This window comes from Novosphingobium sp. AAP93 (assembly GCF_001296055.1).
In the GTDB taxonomy this organism is placed as follows: Bacteria; Pseudomonadota; Alphaproteobacteria; order Sphingomonadales; family Sphingomonadaceae; genus Novosphingobium.
In genome coordinates this window covers 1-17,952 of sequence record NZ_LJHZ01000024.1, presented here as the reverse complement: position 1 = coordinate 17,952, position 17,952 = coordinate 1, and the positions used below count along the sequence as shown (strand labels likewise).

Sequence of the window (17,952 nt, the reverse complement as noted above, 5' to 3'; positions counted from 1 at the left end):
AGTCGAGACACCAAGCGTGGCGTCAGGTGTCTCGACTTCGCTCGACACGAACGGTGGGGGTGTTGCTGCTAACCCTCCTCGCCGCCTTCACCCTCGCCCCACCCGCCGCCGCGCAAGACATGCTCCCGCCCGCGCCCTATGCCTACAAGCAACTGGCTGACCCCGCGCAGGAAGCCAAGGCGCAAGCGCTCATGGAAACGCTGCGCTGCCTCAAGTGCCAGAGCCAGTCGATTGCTGATTCCGATGCGCCCATGGCAGGCGACATGCGCCATCAGGTCCGCACCCGTATCGCCGCCGGTGAGGATCCCGAAGCGATCCGGCAGTGGCTCATCGAGCGCTACGGCGACTACGTCAGCTACACCCCGCAGGTGAAGCCGATCACCTGGCCGCTGTTCGCTGCGCCCCTGCTGTTCCTCGCGCTGGCGGCGTTCCTGTTGCGCGGCCGTTTCCGCCGGAGGAAAGCCGCATGACCTGGGTTCTCATTCTTGTCATCGCGCTCATCGTTCTCGGCGTGATGATTGTCGTGCTCAAGCTGCCGCGCACCGGCTGGGAAATCACCGCCGCTGCGCTGCTGTTCGGCGTCTCTGGCTACGCGCTGCAAGGCCACCCTGGCCAGCCCGGCGCGCCGCAGGCTCCGGTCGAGAACACCAAGCTCGCCGACCAGACCCTGATCCAGGAGCGCCAGAAGATGGGCTCGGCCTTCGGGCAGGGCCAGTCATGGCTGATCCTCGCCGATGCGCTCACCCGGCAGGGCCAGTTCGGCGCCGCTTCCGAAATCCTGCGCAAGGCCATCGCAAAATCGCCAAATGACGCCGACCTGTGGGTCGCGCTCGGCAACACGCTCGTCGGCCATACCGAAGGCGTGATGACCCCTGCGGCGCAGTATGCCTTCCAGAAGGCAGCCAACATCGCGCCTGATCACCCCGGCCCGCCCTTCTTCATGGGCCTCGCGCTCGCGCAGGCGGGCCGTCTCGCCGAAGCGCGCACGCTGTGGGCGCAGCTGCTGGCCCGCTCGCCCGCCGACGCCCCCTACCGCGCCGATCTGCAGCAGCGGCTTCAGCAGCTCGACTCGATGATGGCGGAGCAGGCCCAGATGCAGGGCGCCGTGCAAGGCGCGCCGGCCCCGGGCGCGAAGTCGTCGCAGCAATAAACCTCGGTTTTCCGTGAACTTGAGCCGCATTTCCGGCGTTACTGACAACCGTGTGCATCCCATTGCGAGTGCCATGGGCCGGTGCTAAAGCGCCGCGTCGTCCGGGGGCGATTGTGCTATTGTGCCGTGATCCCGGCGCTGGGGCCTGCTGACAATGAACGATGCCGTGGTTGATGCTGGACCCGAAAGCGAAGCGCCGTGCGCTGCGGACGCGTCGGCGCCAGCCGCGAAGCCGGTCGGCGCGCTCGGCCTAGCGGTCGGCGCCATCGGCGTCGTCTTCGGCGATATCGGCACGAGCCCGCTCTACGCATTGCGCGATACGTTTGCCGGGCACCACCCGCTCCCGCTCGACCGGGTGCACGTCTACGGCATCGTCAGCCTGATGTTCTGGTCGATGATGCTGATCGTGACGCTCAAGTACGTCACCGTCATCATGCGGGCGGACAACAAGGGCTCGGGCGGCAGCCTCGCGCTCCTCGCCCTGATCAACCAGCAGGCAACCGGCCGCCGCTGGGGCAAGGGCGTGGTCCTGCTTGGCGTGCTCGCCACGGCCTTGTTCTACAGCGATTCGATGCTCACCCCCGCCGTCTCGATCATGAGCGCGGTGGAGGGCCTGTCGGTCTACAATCCCTCGCTCCACGGCCTTGTCGTGCCGCTGGTGGTCGCCATCGTGATCGCCCTTTTCGCCACCAAGAGCCGGAACACCGGCTCACGCATCAGCTGGGCTTCGCGCTGGGCGGGGCCATTCATGCTGCTCTATTTCGCCACGATCTCGCTGCTCGGCCTGCGCAGCATTGCGGATGATCCGGGCGTGGTCCTTGCGCTTTCGCCGCAGTGGGCCCTCGCGATGTTCATGGCTGATCCGTGGCACGGCTTCATCGCCATGGGCACTGCCGTCCTTGCCGTCACCGGTGCCGAAGCCCTTTATGCCGACATGGGCCAGTTTGGCCGCGTCCCGATCCGCGTGTCGTGGCTCGTCTTCGTGCTGCCCGCACTGGTGTTCAACTATCTTGGGCAAGCCGCGCTCCTGCTGCGCGATCCGGGCGCCATTCACAGCCCGTTCTACCTGCTCGCGCCGAAGGGCTTCGAATGGCCCTTGCTGGTCATCGCGACGACCGCCGCCGTCATCGCCGCCAAGGCGGTGATCTCGGGCGCGTTTCTGGTCACCCAGCAGGCCATCCAGCTCGGCTTCATCCCGCGCATGAACATCCGCCACACCTCCGCGACCGCCGGGCAGATCTATATCCCCACGATCAACTGGGCGCTGATGATCGCGGTGATCCTGCTCGTGTTGGTGTTCGAACGCTCGCGCAATCTCACGGCAGCCTATGGCATCGCGGTGACCGGTGCGATGCTGATCGACAATATCCTGCTCGCGGTCGTCCTCTTCAAGCTCTGGCGCTGGAAGCCGGTCGCCGCGCTGCCGCTGCTTGGCCTGTTCTTTGTGATCGACGCCACCTACCTCGGCGCCAATCTCGCCAAGATTCCGGATGGCGGCTGGGTGCCATTGCTGATGGGCACCGCGATCTTCACCCTGCTCACCACCTGGTCGCGCGGCCGCGCGCTGATGCGCCAGCATATGGCGGAAGGCGCGCTCCCGCTCGAGGTGTTCACCCGCTCCGCCCACACCAGCGCCGCGCGCGTGCCCGGTACGGCGGTGTTCATGGCCTCGGCGGCGGCGGGCGTCCCCTCGGCGCTGCTCCACAACATCAAGCACAACAAGGTGCTGCATGAGCGCGTCGTCGTCCTCACCGTCCAGATCGCCGATACGCCGATGGTCGAGCCGGCCGACCGCGCGCAGGTCAAGGACTTCGGGCAGGGCTTCTACCGCCTGATCCTGCGCTTCGGCTTCATGGAAGAGACCGACGTCCCGGCCGCGCTCTGCGGCGTCTCGGTCTGCGGCGAACCGTTCGACATGATGCGCACCAGCTTCTTCCTCTCGCGCCAGACGCTGATCCCGGCGGACGTGCCGGGCATGGCCCTGTGGCGCGAAATGCTCTTCGCCTGGATGCTGCGCAATGCGGCGGATGCGATGGGCTTCTTCCGCCTCCCCACCAACCGCGTGGTCGAACTCGGCAGCCAGCTGAAGATCTGAGGCCTCCCATACCGTCACCCCGGCCGTGATCCGGGGTCCCGCTGCCCCCGTAAGCGCAGTGCCAGCCTCAAGCGGGACTCCGGATCAAGTCCTGGGTGACGAATGCTGTCCATGGCTGTTCTACCCAAACGCAAACGGCGCGGGAACCCGAAGGCACCCGCGCCGCTTGTCGGCAACCGGTAGCTGGCTGAATCAGCCGAGGTTCGCGTTCACCATGCAGTAGATCATCGGGATCGACAGCAGCAGGTTGGTGCGGCTGGCATAGAGCGCGCGCGGTGCAGCAGCGGCCTTTTCTTCCGCGGTCGCCTCGACGATGCCGAGGATCTTCTTCTGCGCCGGCCAGATGATGAACCACACGTTGAACGCCATGATGATGGCCATCCACATGCCGACACCGATCAGCTTGACGTTGCCTTCACCGCTGAAGGTCAGCGCTTCGTGGCCGTAGCCGTCGACGATCGAGATCGCGAGGCCGGTCAGCAGCGTCAGCAGTGCGCCGTAGCGGAAGAAGAAGAACACCTTCGGCGCGATGTGCCCGGTGATCGCGCCCTTCTGCTCGGCGGGGATCTTGGGCATGGTCGGCACCTGCACGAAGTTCAGGTAGTAGAGCAGGCCGATCCAGAGGATGCCGAAGAAGGCGTGCGCCCAGCGGAACACCGAGTTGCTGTCAACAGGTGCGCTGGCGTGGAAGGCGATCATCACGCCGATCGCGACGGCAAGGCCGACCACGAGCACGAGATGCAGATTTCCGAAGAACTTTGCCATTTATGTTTCCCCCGAAGAGATGGTTCTTGATGGCTGTCCGGCCACCCAGCCGGTCCGCTGCGGTTCATATGCGGGAAAAGGCCCGCTTGTCATTGCATTTTAGTGCGAGGCGTCAGCCGCTTGGCGGGTTCTGCTCGATTTGTGCCTCGGCTTCCTCGCCCAGCCCATGGCGCAGCAGCATCGGGATCTGCGCGAAGGTGAACAGGAACGACAGCGCGCTCACCCCCCATAGCTTCACCAGCAGCCAGGTGTCGAACGAGACCGCATGGCGCAGCACTTCGTTGAGGCCGGCGAGGAACAGGAAGAACCACGCCCAGTTGCGCGAGAGCTTGAGCCAGCCTTCCTCCGAAAGCCCGTCGAACGCGCTCTGCAGCAGCGTACGCAGCATCGGTTTGCCGCGAAACAGCCCGCCGAACAGCACGGCGGCGAACAGCAGGTAGATCGCGGTCGGCTTGATCTGGATCCACACCGGATCGCCGAGGAACACCGTCAGCGAGCCGAAGCCAATGATCAGGATCGTCGAGAGCCACAGCATCGGCGAAATCTTGCCCAGCCGCCATTTCGAGATCACCAGCGCGGCCACCGTCGCGACCATGAACACCAGGGTCGACTTGGTCACCGCCACCACCGCGCCAAGGCTCTGGCTGTCTGCGTCCTTGGGGCTGAAATACCGGTAGGCGAGGAAGAACACGAGCAGCGGGCCGTAATCGACCAGCAGGTTCACCCACGACGATTTCGGCTGGGGCTTCGTCTCGCTCACCGCAGCACTCCCGCGATGACCCTCGCTACCAGATCGGGATCGAAGGGGCGCAGGTCGTCGATCTTCTCGCCCACGCCGATGGCATGGATCGGAAGGCCATACTGCTCCGCCGCCGCCACCAGCACGCCGCCGCGCGCCGTACCGTCAAGCTTGGTCATGATGAGGCCCGAAACCCCCGCCACCTCGCGGAAGATCTCGATCTGCTGCAGCGCGTTCTGCCCGTTCGTCGCATCGAGCACGAGCACCACGTCATGCGGCGCTTCCGGATTGAGCCGACCCAGCACGCGGCGCACCTTGGCCAGCTCGTCCATCAGCTCGCGCTTGTTGTGGAGGCGGCCCGCGGTATCGACGATCAGCGCGTCGATGCCCTTGTCGGTCGCGGCCTTAACCGCGTCGAACACGATGGAGGCGGGATCACCGCCTTCCGCGCCCGATACGATCTCGATCCCCAGCCGGTCCGCCCAGACCTTGAGCTGGCCGATGGCAGCAGCGCGGAACGTATCGCCCGCCGCCAGCATCACCGAATAGTCCTGCTCCTGAAACAGGTGCGCCAGCTTGGCGATGGTCGTCGTCTTGCCCGAACCGTTGACCCCGATCACGAGGATCACCTGCGGGCGCGGGAAGGCGACGATCTCGAGCGGCTTGGCCACAGGACGCAGGATCGCCGCGATCTCGCCCGCCACGGCTTCGGCGAGCGCCGCTTCGTCGACACCCTTTTCAAACCGCGTCGCCGCCAGCTTCTCGCGGATGCGCGCGGCGGCACGCGGGCCGAGGTCCGAGAGGATCAGCGCGTCTTCAAGGTCATCGAGCTGCGCGTCGGTCAGGCGCGTGCCGCCGGCGAGGCCCGCGAGGTTTTCGGTCAGGCGTTCGGATGTCTTGCGCAGTCCGCCGAGCAGGCGGTCGGTCCAGCCCGTCTCGTTGGTGGTTGCGCTGTCGTCGGGAGTCATTCCAGCAGGCCTTCGCGGATTCGGGTCGGTGTCAGCGATACAATCTCGCCCGGCGCGGTGCCTTTGGGCAGCCGGTAGGGCGCGAATTCGGGGGAATGGCCGGTTCCGTCGCGCTCGGCAAGCACTTCGCGCGTCTGCCCGATCAACCCCTCCAGCCAGCGCGCCCGCGTCGCGGCGACCGCAGCGCGCACTTCCGCTGCCCGCTCGCGCACCAGAGGCGGCGGCACTTGCGGCATTCGTGCGGCGGGCGTGCCGGGGCGGGGGGAGTAGGGGAACACGTGGCCATGCACGATCCCGCAGTCCGCCACGATGGCGACATTGGCCGCATGCATGGCGTCATCTTCCGTCGGAAACCCGGCAATGAGGTCAGCTCCGATGGCAATCTCCGGCCTGGCCGCGCGCAGCCGCTCGCTCAGCGACACCGCCTCGGCGCGGGTATGGCGTCGCTTCATCCGCTTGAGCGTCAAGTCGTGCCCGGCCTGCAGCGAAAGATGCACATGGGGCATCACCCGCGCCTCGCCGGTGATCAGTTCGAACAGCAGGCCGTCGATCTCGACCCCGTCGAGCGAGGACAGCCGCAGCCGGGGGAGGGCAGGGAATGCGCGCAGGATGGCGGCGACCAAATCACCCAGACGCGGCGAACCGGGCAGGTCCGCGCCCCATCCGGTGACATCCACGCCTGTCAGCACGACCTCGCGAGCGTCGGCTTGCAGATGGCCTTCAACCACCCGTAGCACGTCCACGATAGGCTGCGACACGCTCTTCCCGCGCCCCTCGGGGATGATGCAGAAGGTGCAGGCATGGTCGCACCCCGTCTGTACCGGCACGAAGGCGCGGGTGTGGCGGGTTGCCGGAGCGGGCCGGGGAGCAGGGCGCGCCTGCCATGCCGCCGCCTCCAATTTCGCGGCATTGGCGACCACCCCATCCACCTCGGGCATCGCGATAAACTCGTCCGGATCTATTGTCGCCGCGCAGCCCGTCACCAGCAGCCGCGCATCGGGGTTGGCCGCCCGCAGCCGCCGCACGGCCCGGCGCGACTGCCGCACCGCTTCGGCTGTCACCGCACACGAATTGACCACCACCGTCCGCCGCTCGGCACCCGCGACCATCGCCCGGATCGCCTCGCTCTCGGCCAGATTGAGCCGGCAGCCCAGTGTCACCACCGGATCGCTCACAGGGGATAGTCGCCCTCGTTGAACGTGCCCGCAAAGCTGAACGCTGCAGGCCCCGTCATCAGGATCGAGCCGCCCGGCTCCCATGCGATCTCCAGCGGCCCACCGGGCAGGTCGACCCGCACCGGACCCGTCACCAGCTTGCGCCGGATCGCCAGCACCGCCGCCGCGCAGGCGCCCGTGCCGCAGGCTCGTGTCAGACCTACGCCGCGCTCCCACACGCGCAGCTTGATATGGTGCGGCCCAAGGACAGAGGCGACGCCGACATTCACTTTCTCCGGAAACAGCGGATCGGTTTCGATCACCGGCCCCAGCCGCGAAAGCATCACCGCATCGGCATCGGGCACGAAGAACACCACATGCGGATTGCCGACATTGACCGCCGCCGGATTGTCGAGTTCTTCCCAGCCGACCGGCATCGACAACGTATCCATTGCATAGGCTAGGGGAACCTCGTCCCAGCCGAACCGCGCCGGGCCCATGTCGACGCTCGCGCCGCCCGCCGTGGCCGTCGCGGTGATCGTCCCGCCCAGTGTCTCGATCCGCTGCGCCCCGCCCAGCAGCAGGCCGACCGCGCGCGCGGCATTGCCGCAGGCTTCCACTTCGCTGCCGTCGGCGTTGAAGATGCGCATGCGCACGGCTGCACCCGCTGAAGGCTCCAGCATGATCAACTGGTCGCAGCCTATCCCGGTGCGCCGCTCGGCCAGCGCAGCCGCGCGCGCCGTGGACATCGCCACCGGGGCTTCACGCGCGTCGATCACGATGAAATCGTTGCCGAGGCCGTGCATCTTCTGAAAAGCGACAGACATCGGGCCCATCTAGGACCCCGTGCCGCCCGGCGCAACGGTTCAGGCGCTGCGGGCGGCCGGACTGTCGGGCGTGCCCGCCGGAGCCGCACTGGCGATCAGCAGGCCCCGCGCGGCAAGGTCCCGCTTCACGTCCTCGGCCGAAGCGGGCTGGCCATAGAGATAGCCCTGGCCCTTGAACTGGCCGAACCGGCGCAGCGCGCTCAGCACTTCGGCGCTTTCCACGCCTTCCGCCGTGATCGGCAGCGCCATCCCGCGCCCCAGCGAGGAAATCGCCTCGACGATCGAAGCGCTGTCCGCACTGCGCGCCAGCGAGGAGACGAAACTGCGGTCGATCTTGATCCGGTCGAACGGCAGCGTGCGCAGCTGGGCAAGGCTCGAATAGCCGGTGCCGAAATCGTCGAGGCTGATGCGGATGCCCTGATTCTTGAGGCTGGTGATCAGCGATCGCACCACCGCGATGTTCTCGTGCAGGCAGGTTTCGGTGATCTCGATTTCCAGCCGCGTCGGCGGGAAGTTCGCCGCGACCAGCATCTTCAGCAGGCGCTGCGCAAACCACGGATCGCGCAGCTGCAGCGGCGAGATATTGACCGAAAGCGTCAGGCCGGGATCCCACGCCTTGGCATCCTCGAGCGCCAGAGTGATCAGTGCTTCGGAAAGCTCCGCGATCAGGCCGATCTCTTCGGCGACCGGGATGAACACGTCCGGACTCACCACGCCGTGCCGGGACGAGATCCAGCGAGCGAGCATTTCGAAGCCGGTGATCTCGCCCGTCTCGAGGTCGATCTGCTTTTCATAATAGGGCACGAACTCGCCGCGCTTCAGTCCCTCGCGGATGCCCGCCTCGAGCTCGCCGCGGAAGCGCAGTTCGCTCTCCATGCTTGGCTCGAACCACGCGAAGCGGTTCCGCCCGCGGCGCTTGGCCTGATACATCGCAAGGTCCGCGCGGTGGAGCAGGTCCTGCGCCACCTGCACCGGGGTCTGTCCGGCGCTGCCGAAGCCGAGCGACACGCCGATCGAGGCCGTCACTTCGGCGCGCAGCCCGCCGCAGATGATCGGCTTGGCCAAACCGTCGTTGATCCGCACCGCCAGCCGCTCGATGGCGTTCTCGCTGCCCGGCGCGAAGATCGCCGCGCAGATGAACTCGTCGCCGCCCAGCCGCGCCACCACCCCGCGCGCGGGTATCAACCCCTCGATCCGCCGCGCCGTCTCGACCAGCACCGCATCGCCCGCCTTGTGGCCAAGCAAGTCGTTGGAGCGCTTGAACTTGTCGAGATCGATCATCATCACCGCGACCGCTTCGCCGCTCGCCGCCGCTTCCCCGACCAGCCGCGCGATCGCCTCGTCGAGGCTGCGACGATTGAGGCATCCGGTGAGCGCGTCGGTCTGCGCCAGCCGTGTCGCGGTTTCCTCGGCCTTGCGGCGCTCGGCGATCTCGCGCTGCAGTTCGGCGTAGCGCCGCCAGCCGAACAGCAGCAGCGCGACATTGAGGATCAGCGCGTTGGTGAGCAGCACGTCGGGGCTGCCCACACCATAGATCCAGCTGCGGACAATGCCGGTCATCACCGTCGATCCGGTGCCGACGAACAGGAAGATCGCCGCGACCAGGATGCCGAGCGCGACGAGATCGCGCTCGGCGCGTTCTAGCGGTGCCTTGCGGCCCGCCGTATCGGTCCTGTCGTCTCCGGTCGTCGCCATGATCGGCTTGCCCACTCCTTTCGGGTCCAATCCGGATGATTATCCAAACGGCCTGAAGTTTTGGTTAAGTTCGCCTTGCCGGGACGGCAAAAGCGCAAGGGCTTGCCCCGCCGCGCCATTTCGCGTAAGCGCCCCCAACTGCGACGGGGTCCGTGCCCTTTCGCAGGTCAGTTTTATCCCGGTTCTCCGTGATGGACGCCATACGCTGGTCGGCGAGGTTTCGCCCACCGGCGTTTTTCGCGTTTCACTGCTGGTCGACCGGGAAACAGGAGCAACGGGCGTGTTCGATAGTCTGTCAGACCGGCTTGGAGGCGTGTTCGACCGCCTGCGCGGCCGCGGCGCGCTGCGCGAGGAAGATGTCACCGCTGCCATGCGCGAAGTGCGCATCGCGCTGCTCGAAGCCGACGTCGCGCTCCCGGTAGTCCGCCGCTTCATCGACAAGGTGAGCGAGGAAGCGACCGGCCAGCAGGTGCTGAAGTCGGTCACCCCCGGCCAGCAGGTCGTCAAGATCGTCAACGACGCGCTGGTCGAGATGCTGGGCTCGGAAACCGCCGATCTCGATCTCGCCGCCACGCCGCCGGTCGTCATCATGATGGTCGGCCTCCAGGGCTCGGGCAAGACGACGACGACCGCCAAGATCGCCAAGCTGCTCAAGGAAAAGCAGGGCAAGAAGGTCCTGATGGCCTCGCTCGACGTCAATCGTCCGGCGGCGCAGGAGCAGCTTGCGGTGCTGGGCACACAGGCAGGTGTCGCCACGCTCCCGATCGTGCCGGGCCAGGCCCCGGTCGACATCGCCAAGCGCGCCTTGAACGCCGCCAAGCTGCAGGCGGTCGACGTGCTGATGCTCGACACCGCGGGCCGCCTCCACGTCGATTCTGCGCTGATGGACGAGATGAAGGCCGTCTCCGCCGTCTCTGCGCCGCGCGAAACGCTGCTGGTGGTCGATTCGCTGACCGGTCAGGATGCGGTCAACGTCGCGCAGAACTTCGCGGGCGAGGTCGATCTCACCGGCGTCGTGCTCACCCGCATGGACGGCGATGCGCGCGGCGGTGCGGCGCTGTCGATGCGCGCGGTCACCGGCAAGCCGATCAAGTTCGCCGCCACCGGTGAAAAGCTCGATGCGATCGAGCAGTTCAATCCGGAGCGCGTTGCCGGCCGCATCCTCGGCATGGGCGATATCGTCTCGATCGTCGAGAAGGCGGCCGCCACGGTCAAGGCCGACGAGGCCGAGAAGCTCGCGCAGCGCATGGCCAAGGGCCAGTTCGACATGAACGACCTGCGCACCCAGCTGCAGCAGATGCAGCGCATGGGGGGCCTCGGCGTGCTCGCGGGCCTCATGCCCGGAATGAAGAAGGCCAAGCAGGCGATGGCCGCCTCGGGCATGGATGACAAGGTGCTGCTTCACATGGACGCGATCATCGGCTCGATGACGCCCAAGGAGCGCGAGCGTCCCGAACTGCTCAACGCCAAGCGCAAGATCCGTATCGCGAAAGGCTCCGGCACTCAGGTGCAGGACGTCAACAAGATCATCAAGATGCACATGGAAATGGCGAAAGCCATGAAGCAGATCCGCAAGATGGGCGGGCTCAAGGGTCTTGCTGCCATGTTCGGCGGCGGCGGTCTTGATGCGGCGATGCCCGGCCTTGGCGGCGGTGCTCCGGGCGGTGACAAGCTTCCCGGCGGCGGCATGGGGGCAGGGATGGGCGGCATGCCTGGCTTGCCCGGCCTCGGCGGCGGCAACATGCCCGCCAACATCAACGATCTTCTTCGGAAAAAGTGATTTCAGGTTTCAGCTACAAGTTTACTCGGAAAGGTTTGAATAATGTCGGTTTCTCTTCGTCTTTCGCGTGGCGGTTCCAAGAAGCGCCCCTACTACAAGGTCGTCGTCGCCAACAGCCGCTCGCCCCGCGACGGCGCCTATCTGGAGCAGGTCGGCACCTACAACCCGCTCCTCGCCAAGGATGATGCGAACCGCGTCCGCCTCGTCGAAGACCGCGTGCGCTACTGGCTCGGCGTCGGCGCGCAGCCGACCGACCGCGTTGCCCGCATGCTCGACAAGGCCGGCATCAAGGAACGCGCCGCGACCAACAACCCCAACAAGGGCGAACCCGGCAAGAAGGCCAAGGAGCGCGCCGAAGAGCGTGCCGCCAAGATCGCCGAGGCTGAAGAAGCCAAGCGCGAGGCCGAAGAGGCTGCCGCCGCCGCTGCTGCCGCTCCGGCTGCTGAAGAAGCGCCCGCCGAGGAAGCTGCTGCCGAGCAGGCCGAAGGCTAAGTCCGCATGACCGGCCGCCCCGTCACGCTCGCTGCCATCAGCGGCGCGCATGGCGTGGGCGGCGAAGTGCGGCTCAAGCTGTTCGGGGAAGGGGTGGCGAGCCTCAAGGCCCACAAGTCCTTCAACGACGGCTCACTCACGCTGCAGAAGCTGCGTGATGACGGGAAAGGCGGCGCTATCGCCCGCTTTGCCGAAGTGGCAGACCGCACTGCGGCTGAAAAGCTGCGCGGCACCGTGCTGACGGTGCCGCGCGCCAGCCTCCCGCCACTGGCGGAAGGCGAATACTACTACACAGACCTCATTGGTCTTGCCGCCGTCTCGACCGAGGGCGAAGCGCTCGGCACCTGCGTCGCGGTCGAAAACTTCGGCGCAGGCGATGTGCTCGAGATCGAGCGCGCCAATTCCAAGCGCTTCATGGTCCCCATGCGCCCCGAAGCCGTGCCCGAATGGAACGGTGAACGCCTGCTGATCGAAGCGGCCTACGCGGCTGACTGACAGGTCTGCGTGTCGCAGCAGGCGTCGCTGCGTTCCACCTTCACGGGCGGCGTGATCAGATCGCGCACCAGCATGCGCAGCTCATCCCACAGCGTCGGCACCGGACGGCCAGTGCGCGCCTGTTCCTCGCGCGCCTGCAAGGCTGCCTTGTGGGCTTCGGCCCAACCGCGGCTCCACACTTCATCCATCATCGCTCGTCTCCTTCGCTGATGGCGGCATTCTACCTTTCTTGCGGGGGCAGGGCCAACAAATGCTCTGGCATATTCTATAAGGTGGCCTTATCATGAGACGTGCCCGATCTGCCGCCCCTCTCTGCCGTCCGCGTGTTCGAAGCTGCCGCAAGGCTGGAAAATTTCAGCCGCGCTGCCGAGGAGCTCGGCATGACGCAGGCCGCCGTCAGCTATCAGGTCCGCCAATTGGAAGACCGCGTCGGCCGCCCGCTGTTCCTGCGCGAGAAGGGCCGCGTGCGCCTGTCCGAAGCGGGCCGCCGCCTTGCCCCCGCTGTTTCCGCAGCGCTGTCTGATATCGCCACGGCTTTCGCCAATCTCGGCGCGGATGACAGTGGCATTCTTGCGATCAGCACGATTCCCTCGTTCGGCGGCACCTGGCTCAGCTCGCGCATCGGGCGCTTCCAGATCGCCGTTCCCGATCTGGCCATCCGCCTCGAAACGACGGGCCGCATCACCGATTTCGCGCGCGAAGGGATCGACGTCACCATCCGTTCCGGCCTTGGTCCATGGCCCGGCCACACCGCCGAATTCCTGATGCGCTACCACGTCACGCCGATCTGTTCGCCAGACTTCCTCGTTGCCAACGACATCAAGGAACCGGCGGACCTGCTGCGCGTGCAGCGCCTCGCGCAGGATGATCCGTGGTGGGCCGGCTGGTTCGCCGAGGCGGGAATCGCGCTCCCGCCCGCACCGCCCGCCGCCAGCATCCTGTTCGACAGCCAGCTCGAAGAGGCCCGCATGGCGGGCGCAGGCTTTGGCGCGGCGCTGATGACACCCGTGTTCTGGGCCGAGGAAATCGCCACTGGCCGCCTCGTCCAGCCGTTCCCCACGCTGTACTTCCCGCCGTTCTCGCTCTGGCTGGTCCGCCCCGAAGGCCGCACCGGAGTGCGCAAGATCGAACGTTTCCGCGAATGGCTCCTCAGCGAAATGGCCGCCGAACGCGCGCGCGGCATGGCACCTGTGGAAGTGTGGACGCCGCCGCCCGTAACGAAGCGGTAACAGGTCAGCTGTATATGGACGAATAGATGAACGCGCCTTTCGCTTCGTCCGTCCCGCTGGCAGCTGACCCGCTGTGGCTCTCCCTTTCAACCTACGAAGTCGGCCCCGCCGATGCGGAGCTGCCGTTCACCCGGCGCCTCGCCCGTGAGAACGGCTGGAGTGCCAAGCATGCCGCCCGCGTGTTCGAGGAATATCGCCGCTTCCTCTACCTCGCGGTGACAGCCGAACACCCCGTCACCCCCTCAGATGCGGTCGATCAGGCCTGGCACCTTCACCTCACCTACACGCGCGACTACTGGGAGCGCCTGTGCCCTGAAGTCCTCCGCCGCCCGCTCCACCACGGCCCCACCAAGGGCGGCCAAGAGGAAGGCGCGCGGTTCCACGAACAATATGCCCAGACCCTGCGCAGCTACGAGGCCGCCTTCGGCCCCGCGACCGCAGACATCTGGCCCGATGCGCGCCGACGCCTGATGATCGATCCCATGGCGCGGCGCGTCCACCCGCATGAAGCGCTGATCCTGCCCTACCGCTGGCTTCTCGGCGGCGGGCTGGCCGCGCTTCTCGCTTACGCTCTGTGGAGTGTCTTATGACCGGTCTTGGTCCTTTCGACCTGCATGGCCCTGAATTCCTGACCCTCTATTGTGAACTGGCGCTCATCGCGCTGTTTGCCGCTTTCGTCATCCCCCGCTACCTCCGCCCCGACGGCCAGCGCGGCCGCCGCCCCGACGAAGCCGAGATCGCGCTCCTCGCCGGCGGCCGCGACCGTTTTGCCGAGACGGTGACAGTCGGGCTCCTTGCCAAGGGCGCGGCGACTGTGCAGTCCAGCGGAAAGGTCGCCATCCGCGATCCGCGTGGCGGTGAGACCATGGCGGAGCGCCGCGTTGCCGCGCTGACGTCACCCGCAAGTTGGCAGGATATCCACCGCGCCCTCGCCGGACCGGCTGAAACCGCCGAACGGCAGCTGGAGGCCAAGGGCCTGTGGATGGACCGCCGCGCCGCTCGCCAGCTCCGCCTGATCCAGACGGCGCCGCTCGCGCTGCTGTTCCTGTTCGGCATGGCCAAGTGGATCGTCGGCACGCTGCGCGATCGCCCGGTCGGTATCCTCACCGCCTTGCTCATCGTCACCGCGATTGCTGCGATCCTGCGCTTCGCAGTGATCGATCGCCGCACCCGTGCCGGCAAGGCCGCGCTGGCGGACGCCCGCCTCGAAGCCGATCGCCTGCGCCGCGCCGCGCCGACTGACGAAACCCCCCTGGCGGTCGCGCTGTTCGGCACGACCGTACTCACCGGCTCGTGGCTCTCGGACTTCCACCGCATGCGCGCGGCATCAGGCAGCGGCGGCGATACCAGCAGCAGCAGCGGCTGCAGCGGCGGGGGCGGAGGTTGCGGCGGAGGCGGCTGCGGCGGCTGCGGGAGCTAGTCCCACCTCCCATTGCGTCACTGCTCGCATTGACGAGAAATTGGTGCCAACCTGCCGCTGAACGGTTGGAGGCGTCGAATGCGGTTCAAGGCAGTTATCTTGGCATCTCTGGCGCTGGGCACACCGCTCCCTGCTCTCGCCCAATCCTCTGATCCCGCCAGCTTCGACCCCGAAATCACGACCATCCTCAAGAACTGGATGGCCGAAAACCACATCCCCGGCATGGTGTTCGGCGTGGTCAAGGACGGCCGCCTTGCCTACGTCAAAACCGAAGGCGTCCAGGACCTCGTCCAGAAGCGCCCCGTTACGCCCGACACGCTGTTCCGCATCGCCTCGATGACCAAGGCCTTCACCGCGCTGTCGATCCTCAAGCTGCGCGACGAGGGCAAGCTCGCGCTCGATGATCCGGCGGACCGCTATGTCCCCGAACTGCGCGGCTGGACCTATCCCACCACCGATTCCCCGCGCATCACCATCCGCGACCTGCTCACCCACAGCGCCGGTTTCGTAACCGACGACCCGTGGGGAGACCGCCAGCAGGTCCTCTCGCAGACCGCCTTCACCGCGCTCCTCCGCGCTGGCGTCCCCTTCACCCGCGCGCCCGAGATGCGCCACGAATACGCCAACCTTGGCTACGCGATCCTCGGCCGCGTCATCGCCAACATCACGAAGGCGCCCTACCGCAGCTTCGTCGAGCAGCGCCTGCTCACCCCGCTGGGGATGACCGCCAGCGGCTTCGACGTCCTCGCCCACCCGAAGGACAAGCGCGCGATCGGCTATCGCTGGGAAAACGACGCGTGGGCCGAGGAACCCACGATGAAGGACGGCGCGTTCAACGCGATGGGCGGCCTCGAAACGAGCGCAACCGACTATGCCAAGTGGCTAAGCTTCATCACCTCCGCCTGGCCCCCGCGCGACGGCGAAGACACTGGCCCTGCCAAGCGCGCCACTGTCCGCCAGATCATGCGCGGCGCGAACAACGCCAATGTCTTCCACCGCTATGCCACCGGCGGCGACAAGCAGTGCCCCGGCGCCCTGGCCTACGGCATGGGCTGGCGCGTCATCACCGATTGCGATTACGGCACGGTCCTCGCCCACGGCGGCGGCTACCCGGGCTATGGCAGCCACGTCATGGTCCTCCCCGAATACGGCGCTGCGCTCTTTGCGCTCACCAACCGCACCTATTCGGGCCCCAGCCAGCCCGTGTGGGATATTGCAGCGCTGCTCACGGCCAAGGGTGTGCTGGTGAAGCGTGTGGAGCCGGTTTCGGCGGACCTCGCCAGCTTTTACACGGCGGCGCAGACGGTCTGGACCTCCGGCACCATCGACGCGCTGCAAGGCCGCGTCGCGATGAACTTCCCGATGGACCGCACGGCGGTGAACTGGGCTAGGGTGCTGGCGGAAACCAAGGCCAAATCCGGCATGTGCGAGACCTCTGCGCCGATCGCCGCCGATGGCGCGCTGAGCGGCACCTTCACGTGGAAGTGCGAGAAGGGGAGCATCGAGGGTACCGTGCTGCTTGCGCCGACCAAGCCGATCACGCTGCAATCGCTGGGCTATGCGTTCGAGGGGAAGGATTGAATTTGGCGCAAGGATTGTATATACGGAATGTATATACGGAGTCTGTCATGAGCTACTGCAGATGGAGCGATGGCCATCTCTACGCCTATCCCGGCGCGGATGGCTATCATGTGCATGTCACGGGGCCAGCCTTGGCTGAAGGCCGGGTGCAGGATCGCTACGTCGAACCATCGGCGCAGGCCCTGCTGGCGCGCGTGCTCTGGCTGGGGGAGAAGGGCTGCGACTGTCCATGGGATGCGCTGCGCTGGCTCAAGGAAGATGTGGTCGCCGAACTCGATGAGCGGGAGAAAGTGCAGTGAGCGAGGAGTTTCTCGGCAAGACTTTCAAGTCCGGCAATTCGGTCGCGCTGCGCCTGCCCAAGGCGCTCGGCTTTGAAGAGGGCACCGAAGTGCGCATGGTCAAGGAGGACCGCATGACCTTTCGCATCGAGCCGGTAGACGCCCCCAAGCGCAAGATCGATATCAGTGGGTTCTGGGGCAAGGCTCCCGGCCTGACGCTTCCCCCGCGCGAGGATTTCGAGGAACGGCCCAGCACGATCGCGGCACGCAAGGCAAAGCCTGAGGCGTGATCCGTTTTTTGATCGACAGTGACTGTGCGGTCTATGCCATGACCGCGCGGTTCGCGCCCCTCGGCGTGCGGCTTTCGCAGCTTGAGCCGGGTGATATCGCGATATCATCGATCAGTTTTGCCGAAGTCGCCGTGGGAACGGTGGCGGGCAAGCCGCCCGAGCCTGCCGTGCTGGAGGCGTTTGTCGCCGTCATCCCGATCCTTTCCTTCGACGAATCCGCCGCACGCGAATACGCCCGCCTGCCCTTCAAGCGCGCCCGCTTCGACCGGCTGCTTGCCGCCCATGCGCTCAGCATCGGCGCGACGGTGGTGACGAACAATGAAGCCGATTTCGCCGATGTGCCGGGGCTCAAGGTCGAGAACTGGACGGTGTGATGGAGCATCTCTTCAACGTTTTTGTGTTCGCATTGATGCCGATGATTATCTCAGTCCCTGTCGTGCTGCTTTTGACCAAGTACGGTCGCAGGTTGGGTATTGGGCAGGCGTTGGCTGGCTTCGTGCCGACGATTTTCGTTTTCGTTGCGGCCCTGTTTGGCCATGTCTACTGGCTGCTGAGTGAGGGCGCGGCGGATCATTCTGCGTACAGCCCAGCAATGTTCCTTATCGTTGGCTTTCCTGTAATACTCATCAATCTGGTGGCGAACATGATCGCAGCCCGTTGGGCCTCTAAATGACCTTCGTCGCCACTGTCCTCACCCTCTACCCGGAGATGTTCCCCGGCCCGCTCGGCGTCAGCCTCGCCGGCCGCGCCATGGCGGAAGGCACGTGGGCGCTCGATACCGTCCAGATCCGCGATTTCGCGTACGACAAGCACCGCACTGTCGATGATACGCCCGCAGGCGGCGGCGCGGGCATGGTGCTGCGCGTCGACGTGCTGGCCAAGGCCATTGACCATGCGCGGGCATTCCTCCCCGGCACGGGGAGGGGGACCACCGAAGGTGGTGGAGGGGCAGGTGCCGCCAATCCCACCTCCGAAGGTCGGGAATCACCGCACG

Annotated in this window: 21 protein-coding genes and 1 pseudogene; 15 read left to right on the top strand and 7 right to left on the bottom strand. The window is 66.4% G+C overall.

Translation table 11 applies throughout. The annotated features are described in order from the left end of the window. The first annotated feature begins 119 nt into the window (after positions 1 to 119). The 3 genes from IP83_RS05300 to IP83_RS05290 all read left to right on the top strand — a co-directional run bounded on the left by IP83_RS05300 (position 120) and on the right by IP83_RS05290 (position 3,245). Positions 120 to 470, top strand: a complete 351-nt coding sequence (locus IP83_RS05300; RefSeq protein ID WP_082364500.1) for a cytochrome c-type biogenesis protein — start codon at positions 120 to 122, stop codon at positions 468 to 470. Continuing rightward, positions 467 to 1,150 (top strand): tetratricopeptide repeat protein, encoded by a 684-nt coding sequence (locus tag IP83_RS05295; protein ID WP_054121172.1) that lies wholly within the window; start codon positions 467 to 469, stop codon positions 1,148 to 1,150. The genes IP83_RS05300 and IP83_RS05295 overlap by 4 nt, the downstream gene beginning before the upstream one ends. A 154-nt stretch (positions 1,151 to 1,304) precedes the next feature. Continuing rightward, entirely contained in the window at positions 1,305 to 3,245 is a 1,941-nt protein-coding gene (locus IP83_RS05290) for a potassium transporter Kup (protein ID WP_082364499.1), read from the top strand. A 192-nt stretch (positions 3,246 to 3,437) separates the two neighbouring features. Here IP83_RS05290 and IP83_RS05285 read toward each other — a convergent pair whose 3' ends face one another. From IP83_RS05285 to IP83_RS05260, 6 genes are all read right to left on the bottom strand, one after another. Then, a complete protein-coding gene (locus IP83_RS05285) occupies positions 3,438 to 4,010 on the bottom strand; it encodes a urate hydroxylase PuuD (protein WP_054121171.1) in 573 nt (190 codons plus the stop codon). Positions 4,011 to 4,122: 112 nt separating this feature from the next. Beyond that, a complete protein-coding gene (locus IP83_RS05280) occupies positions 4,123 to 4,770 on the bottom strand; it encodes an inner membrane-spanning protein YciB (RefSeq protein WP_054121170.1) in 648 nt (215 codons plus the stop codon). Beyond that, on the bottom strand, positions 4,767 to 5,717 hold the full coding sequence (gene ftsY, locus IP83_RS05275) for a signal recognition particle-docking protein FtsY (protein WP_054121169.1): 951 nt from the start codon (positions 5,715 to 5,717) through the stop codon (positions 4,767 to 4,769). The genes IP83_RS05280 and ftsY overlap by 4 nt, the downstream gene beginning before the upstream one ends. Next, positions 5,714 to 6,892, bottom strand: a complete 1,179-nt coding sequence (locus IP83_RS05270; RefSeq protein ID WP_054121168.1) for a MiaB/RimO family radical SAM methylthiotransferase — start codon at positions 6,890 to 6,892, stop codon at positions 5,714 to 5,716. Before IP83_RS05270 ends, ftsY begins: the two co-directional genes overlap by 4 nt. Then, positions 6,889 to 7,698: a diaminopimelate epimerase gene (dapF, locus tag IP83_RS05265; protein ID WP_054121167.1), complete on the bottom strand. Its 810-nt coding sequence runs from the start codon at positions 7,696 to 7,698 to the stop codon at positions 6,889 to 6,891. The genes IP83_RS05270 and dapF overlap by 4 nt, the downstream gene beginning before the upstream one ends. 39 nt (positions 7,699 to 7,737) lie before the next feature. Next, positions 7,738 to 9,393, bottom strand: coding sequence for a bifunctional diguanylate cyclase/phosphodiesterase (locus IP83_RS05260; protein ID WP_054121175.1), 1,656 nt, complete (start codon positions 9,391 to 9,393; stop codon positions 7,738 to 7,740). A gap of 280 nt (positions 9,394 to 9,673) precedes the next feature. On the opposite strand from IP83_RS05260, the gene ffh reads away from it, so the two are divergent. The 3 genes from ffh to rimM are packed head-to-tail and all read left to right on the top strand — an operon-like array spanning position 9,674 to position 12,160. Beyond that, positions 9,674 to 11,173: a signal recognition particle protein gene (ffh, locus tag IP83_RS05255; RefSeq protein WP_054121166.1), complete on the top strand. Its 1,500-nt coding sequence runs from the start codon at positions 9,674 to 9,676 to the stop codon at positions 11,171 to 11,173. A gap of 42 nt (positions 11,174 to 11,215) precedes the next feature. Then, on the top strand, positions 11,216 to 11,665 hold the full coding sequence (gene rpsP / locus IP83_RS05250; protein ID WP_054121165.1) for a 30S ribosomal protein S16: 450 nt from the start codon (positions 11,216 to 11,218) through the stop codon (positions 11,663 to 11,665). Between the two features lie 6 nt (positions 11,666 to 11,671). Next, positions 11,672 to 12,160 carry a ribosome maturation factor RimM gene (gene rimM / locus IP83_RS05245; protein WP_054121164.1) on the top strand — a complete coding sequence of 163 codons (489 nt, stop codon included), beginning with the start codon at positions 11,672 to 11,674 and terminating at the stop codon, positions 12,158 to 12,160. Here the strand turns inward: rimM and IP83_RS05240 are convergent. After that, positions 12,145 to 12,351: a hypothetical protein gene (locus tag IP83_RS05240; RefSeq protein ID WP_054121163.1), complete on the bottom strand. Its 207-nt coding sequence runs from the start codon at positions 12,349 to 12,351 to the stop codon at positions 12,145 to 12,147. The two genes, rimM and IP83_RS05240, sit on opposite strands and share 16 nt — an antisense overlap. A 99-nt stretch (positions 12,352 to 12,450) precedes the next feature. Between IP83_RS05240 and IP83_RS05235 the strand changes: the two genes are divergently transcribed. The 9 genes and pseudogenes from IP83_RS05235 to IP83_RS05195 all read left to right on the top strand — a co-directional run. Continuing rightward, complete coding sequence (locus IP83_RS05235) at positions 12,451 to 13,389, top strand: LysR substrate-binding domain-containing protein (protein WP_054121162.1); 939 nt, start codon at positions 12,451 to 12,453, stop codon at positions 13,387 to 13,389. 26 nt (positions 13,390 to 13,415) lie between these two features. Further along, positions 13,416 to 13,979 carry a hypothetical protein gene (locus IP83_RS05230; protein ID WP_054121161.1) on the top strand — a complete coding sequence of 188 codons (564 nt, stop codon included), beginning with the start codon at positions 13,416 to 13,418 and terminating at the stop codon, positions 13,977 to 13,979. Beyond that, complete coding sequence (locus IP83_RS05225) at positions 13,976 to 14,809, top strand: TIGR04222 domain-containing membrane protein (protein ID WP_054121160.1); 834 nt, start codon at positions 13,976 to 13,978, stop codon at positions 14,807 to 14,809. Before IP83_RS05230 ends, IP83_RS05225 begins: the two co-directional genes overlap by 4 nt. Before the next feature lie 99 nt (positions 14,810 to 14,908). Then, the gene (locus tag IP83_RS05220) at positions 14,909 to 16,390 is read left to right on the top strand and encodes a serine hydrolase (RefSeq protein ID WP_231624913.1); all 1,482 of its coding nucleotides are present in this window, start codon (positions 14,909 to 14,911) and stop codon (positions 16,388 to 16,390) included. A 47-nt stretch (positions 16,391 to 16,437) separates the two neighbouring features. Then, positions 16,438 to 16,689 carry a hypothetical protein gene (locus IP83_RS05215; protein WP_054121158.1) on the top strand — a complete coding sequence of 84 codons (252 nt, stop codon included), beginning with the start codon at positions 16,438 to 16,440 and terminating at the stop codon, positions 16,687 to 16,689. Then, positions 16,686 to 16,958 carry a hypothetical protein gene (locus IP83_RS05210; protein WP_054121157.1) on the top strand — a complete coding sequence of 91 codons (273 nt, stop codon included), beginning with the start codon at positions 16,686 to 16,688 and terminating at the stop codon, positions 16,956 to 16,958. Before IP83_RS05215 ends, IP83_RS05210 begins: the two co-directional genes overlap by 4 nt. Next, a complete protein-coding gene (locus tag IP83_RS05205) occupies positions 16,955 to 17,332 on the top strand; it encodes a type II toxin-antitoxin system VapC family toxin (protein WP_171955420.1) in 378 nt (125 codons plus the stop codon). Before IP83_RS05210 ends, IP83_RS05205 begins: the two co-directional genes overlap by 4 nt. After that, the gene (locus IP83_RS05200; protein ID WP_054121156.1) at positions 17,332 to 17,631 is read left to right on the top strand and encodes a hypothetical protein; all 300 of its coding nucleotides are present in this window, start codon (positions 17,332 to 17,334) and stop codon (positions 17,629 to 17,631) included. The genes IP83_RS05205 and IP83_RS05200 overlap by 1 nt, the downstream gene beginning before the upstream one ends. Continuing rightward, a pseudogene (locus IP83_RS05195) lies at positions 17,628 to 17,952 on the top strand (hypothetical protein); the annotation flags it as partial. The gene IP83_RS05200 and the pseudogene IP83_RS05195, both read left to right, overlap by 4 nt.

What these genes read in the sequence shown, in the direction of transcription:
- IP83_RS05300 (WP_082364500.1), top strand. Translation starts at nt 120, where the DNA reads ATGCTCCCGCCCGCGCCCTATGCCTACAAGCAACTGGCTGACCCCGCG.
- IP83_RS05295 (WP_054121172.1), top strand. Translation starts at nt 467, where the DNA reads ATGACCTGGGTTCTCATTCTTGTCATCGCGCTCATCGTTCTCGGCGTG.
- IP83_RS05290 (WP_082364499.1), top strand. Translation starts at nt 1,305, where the DNA reads ATGAACGATGCCGTGGTTGATGCTGGACCCGAAAGCGAAGCGCCGTGC.
- IP83_RS05285 (WP_054121171.1), bottom strand. Translation starts at nt 4,010, where the DNA reads ATGGCAAAGTTCTTCGGAAATCTGCATCTCGTGCTCGTGGTCGGCCTT.
- ftsY (WP_054121169.1), bottom strand. Translation starts at nt 5,717, where the DNA reads ATGACTCCCGACGACAGCGCAACCACCAACGAGACGGGCTGGACCGAC.
- dapF (WP_054121167.1), bottom strand. Translation starts at nt 7,698, where the DNA reads ATGTCTGTCGCTTTTCAGAAGATGCACGGCCTCGGCAACGATTTCATC.
- IP83_RS05260 (WP_054121175.1), bottom strand. Translation starts at nt 9,393, where the DNA reads ATGGCGACGACCGGAGACGACAGGACCGATACGGCGGGCCGCAAGGCA.
- rpsP (WP_054121165.1), top strand. Translation starts at nt 11,216, where the DNA reads ATGTCGGTTTCTCTTCGTCTTTCGCGTGGCGGTTCCAAGAAGCGCCCC.
- rimM (WP_054121164.1), top strand. Translation starts at nt 11,672, where the DNA reads ATGACCGGCCGCCCCGTCACGCTCGCTGCCATCAGCGGCGCGCATGGC.
- IP83_RS05240 (WP_054121163.1), bottom strand. Translation starts at nt 12,351, where the DNA reads ATGATGGATGAAGTGTGGAGCCGCGGTTGGGCCGAAGCCCACAAGGCA.
- IP83_RS05230 (WP_054121161.1), top strand. Translation starts at nt 13,416, where the DNA reads ATGAACGCGCCTTTCGCTTCGTCCGTCCCGCTGGCAGCTGACCCGCTG.
- IP83_RS05225 (WP_054121160.1), top strand. Translation starts at nt 13,976, where the DNA reads ATGACCGGTCTTGGTCCTTTCGACCTGCATGGCCCTGAATTCCTGACC.
- IP83_RS05215 (WP_054121158.1), top strand. Translation starts at nt 16,438, where the DNA reads ATGAGCTACTGCAGATGGAGCGATGGCCATCTCTACGCCTATCCCGGC.
- IP83_RS05200 (WP_054121156.1), top strand. Translation starts at nt 17,332, where the DNA reads ATGGAGCATCTCTTCAACGTTTTTGTGTTCGCATTGATGCCGATGATT.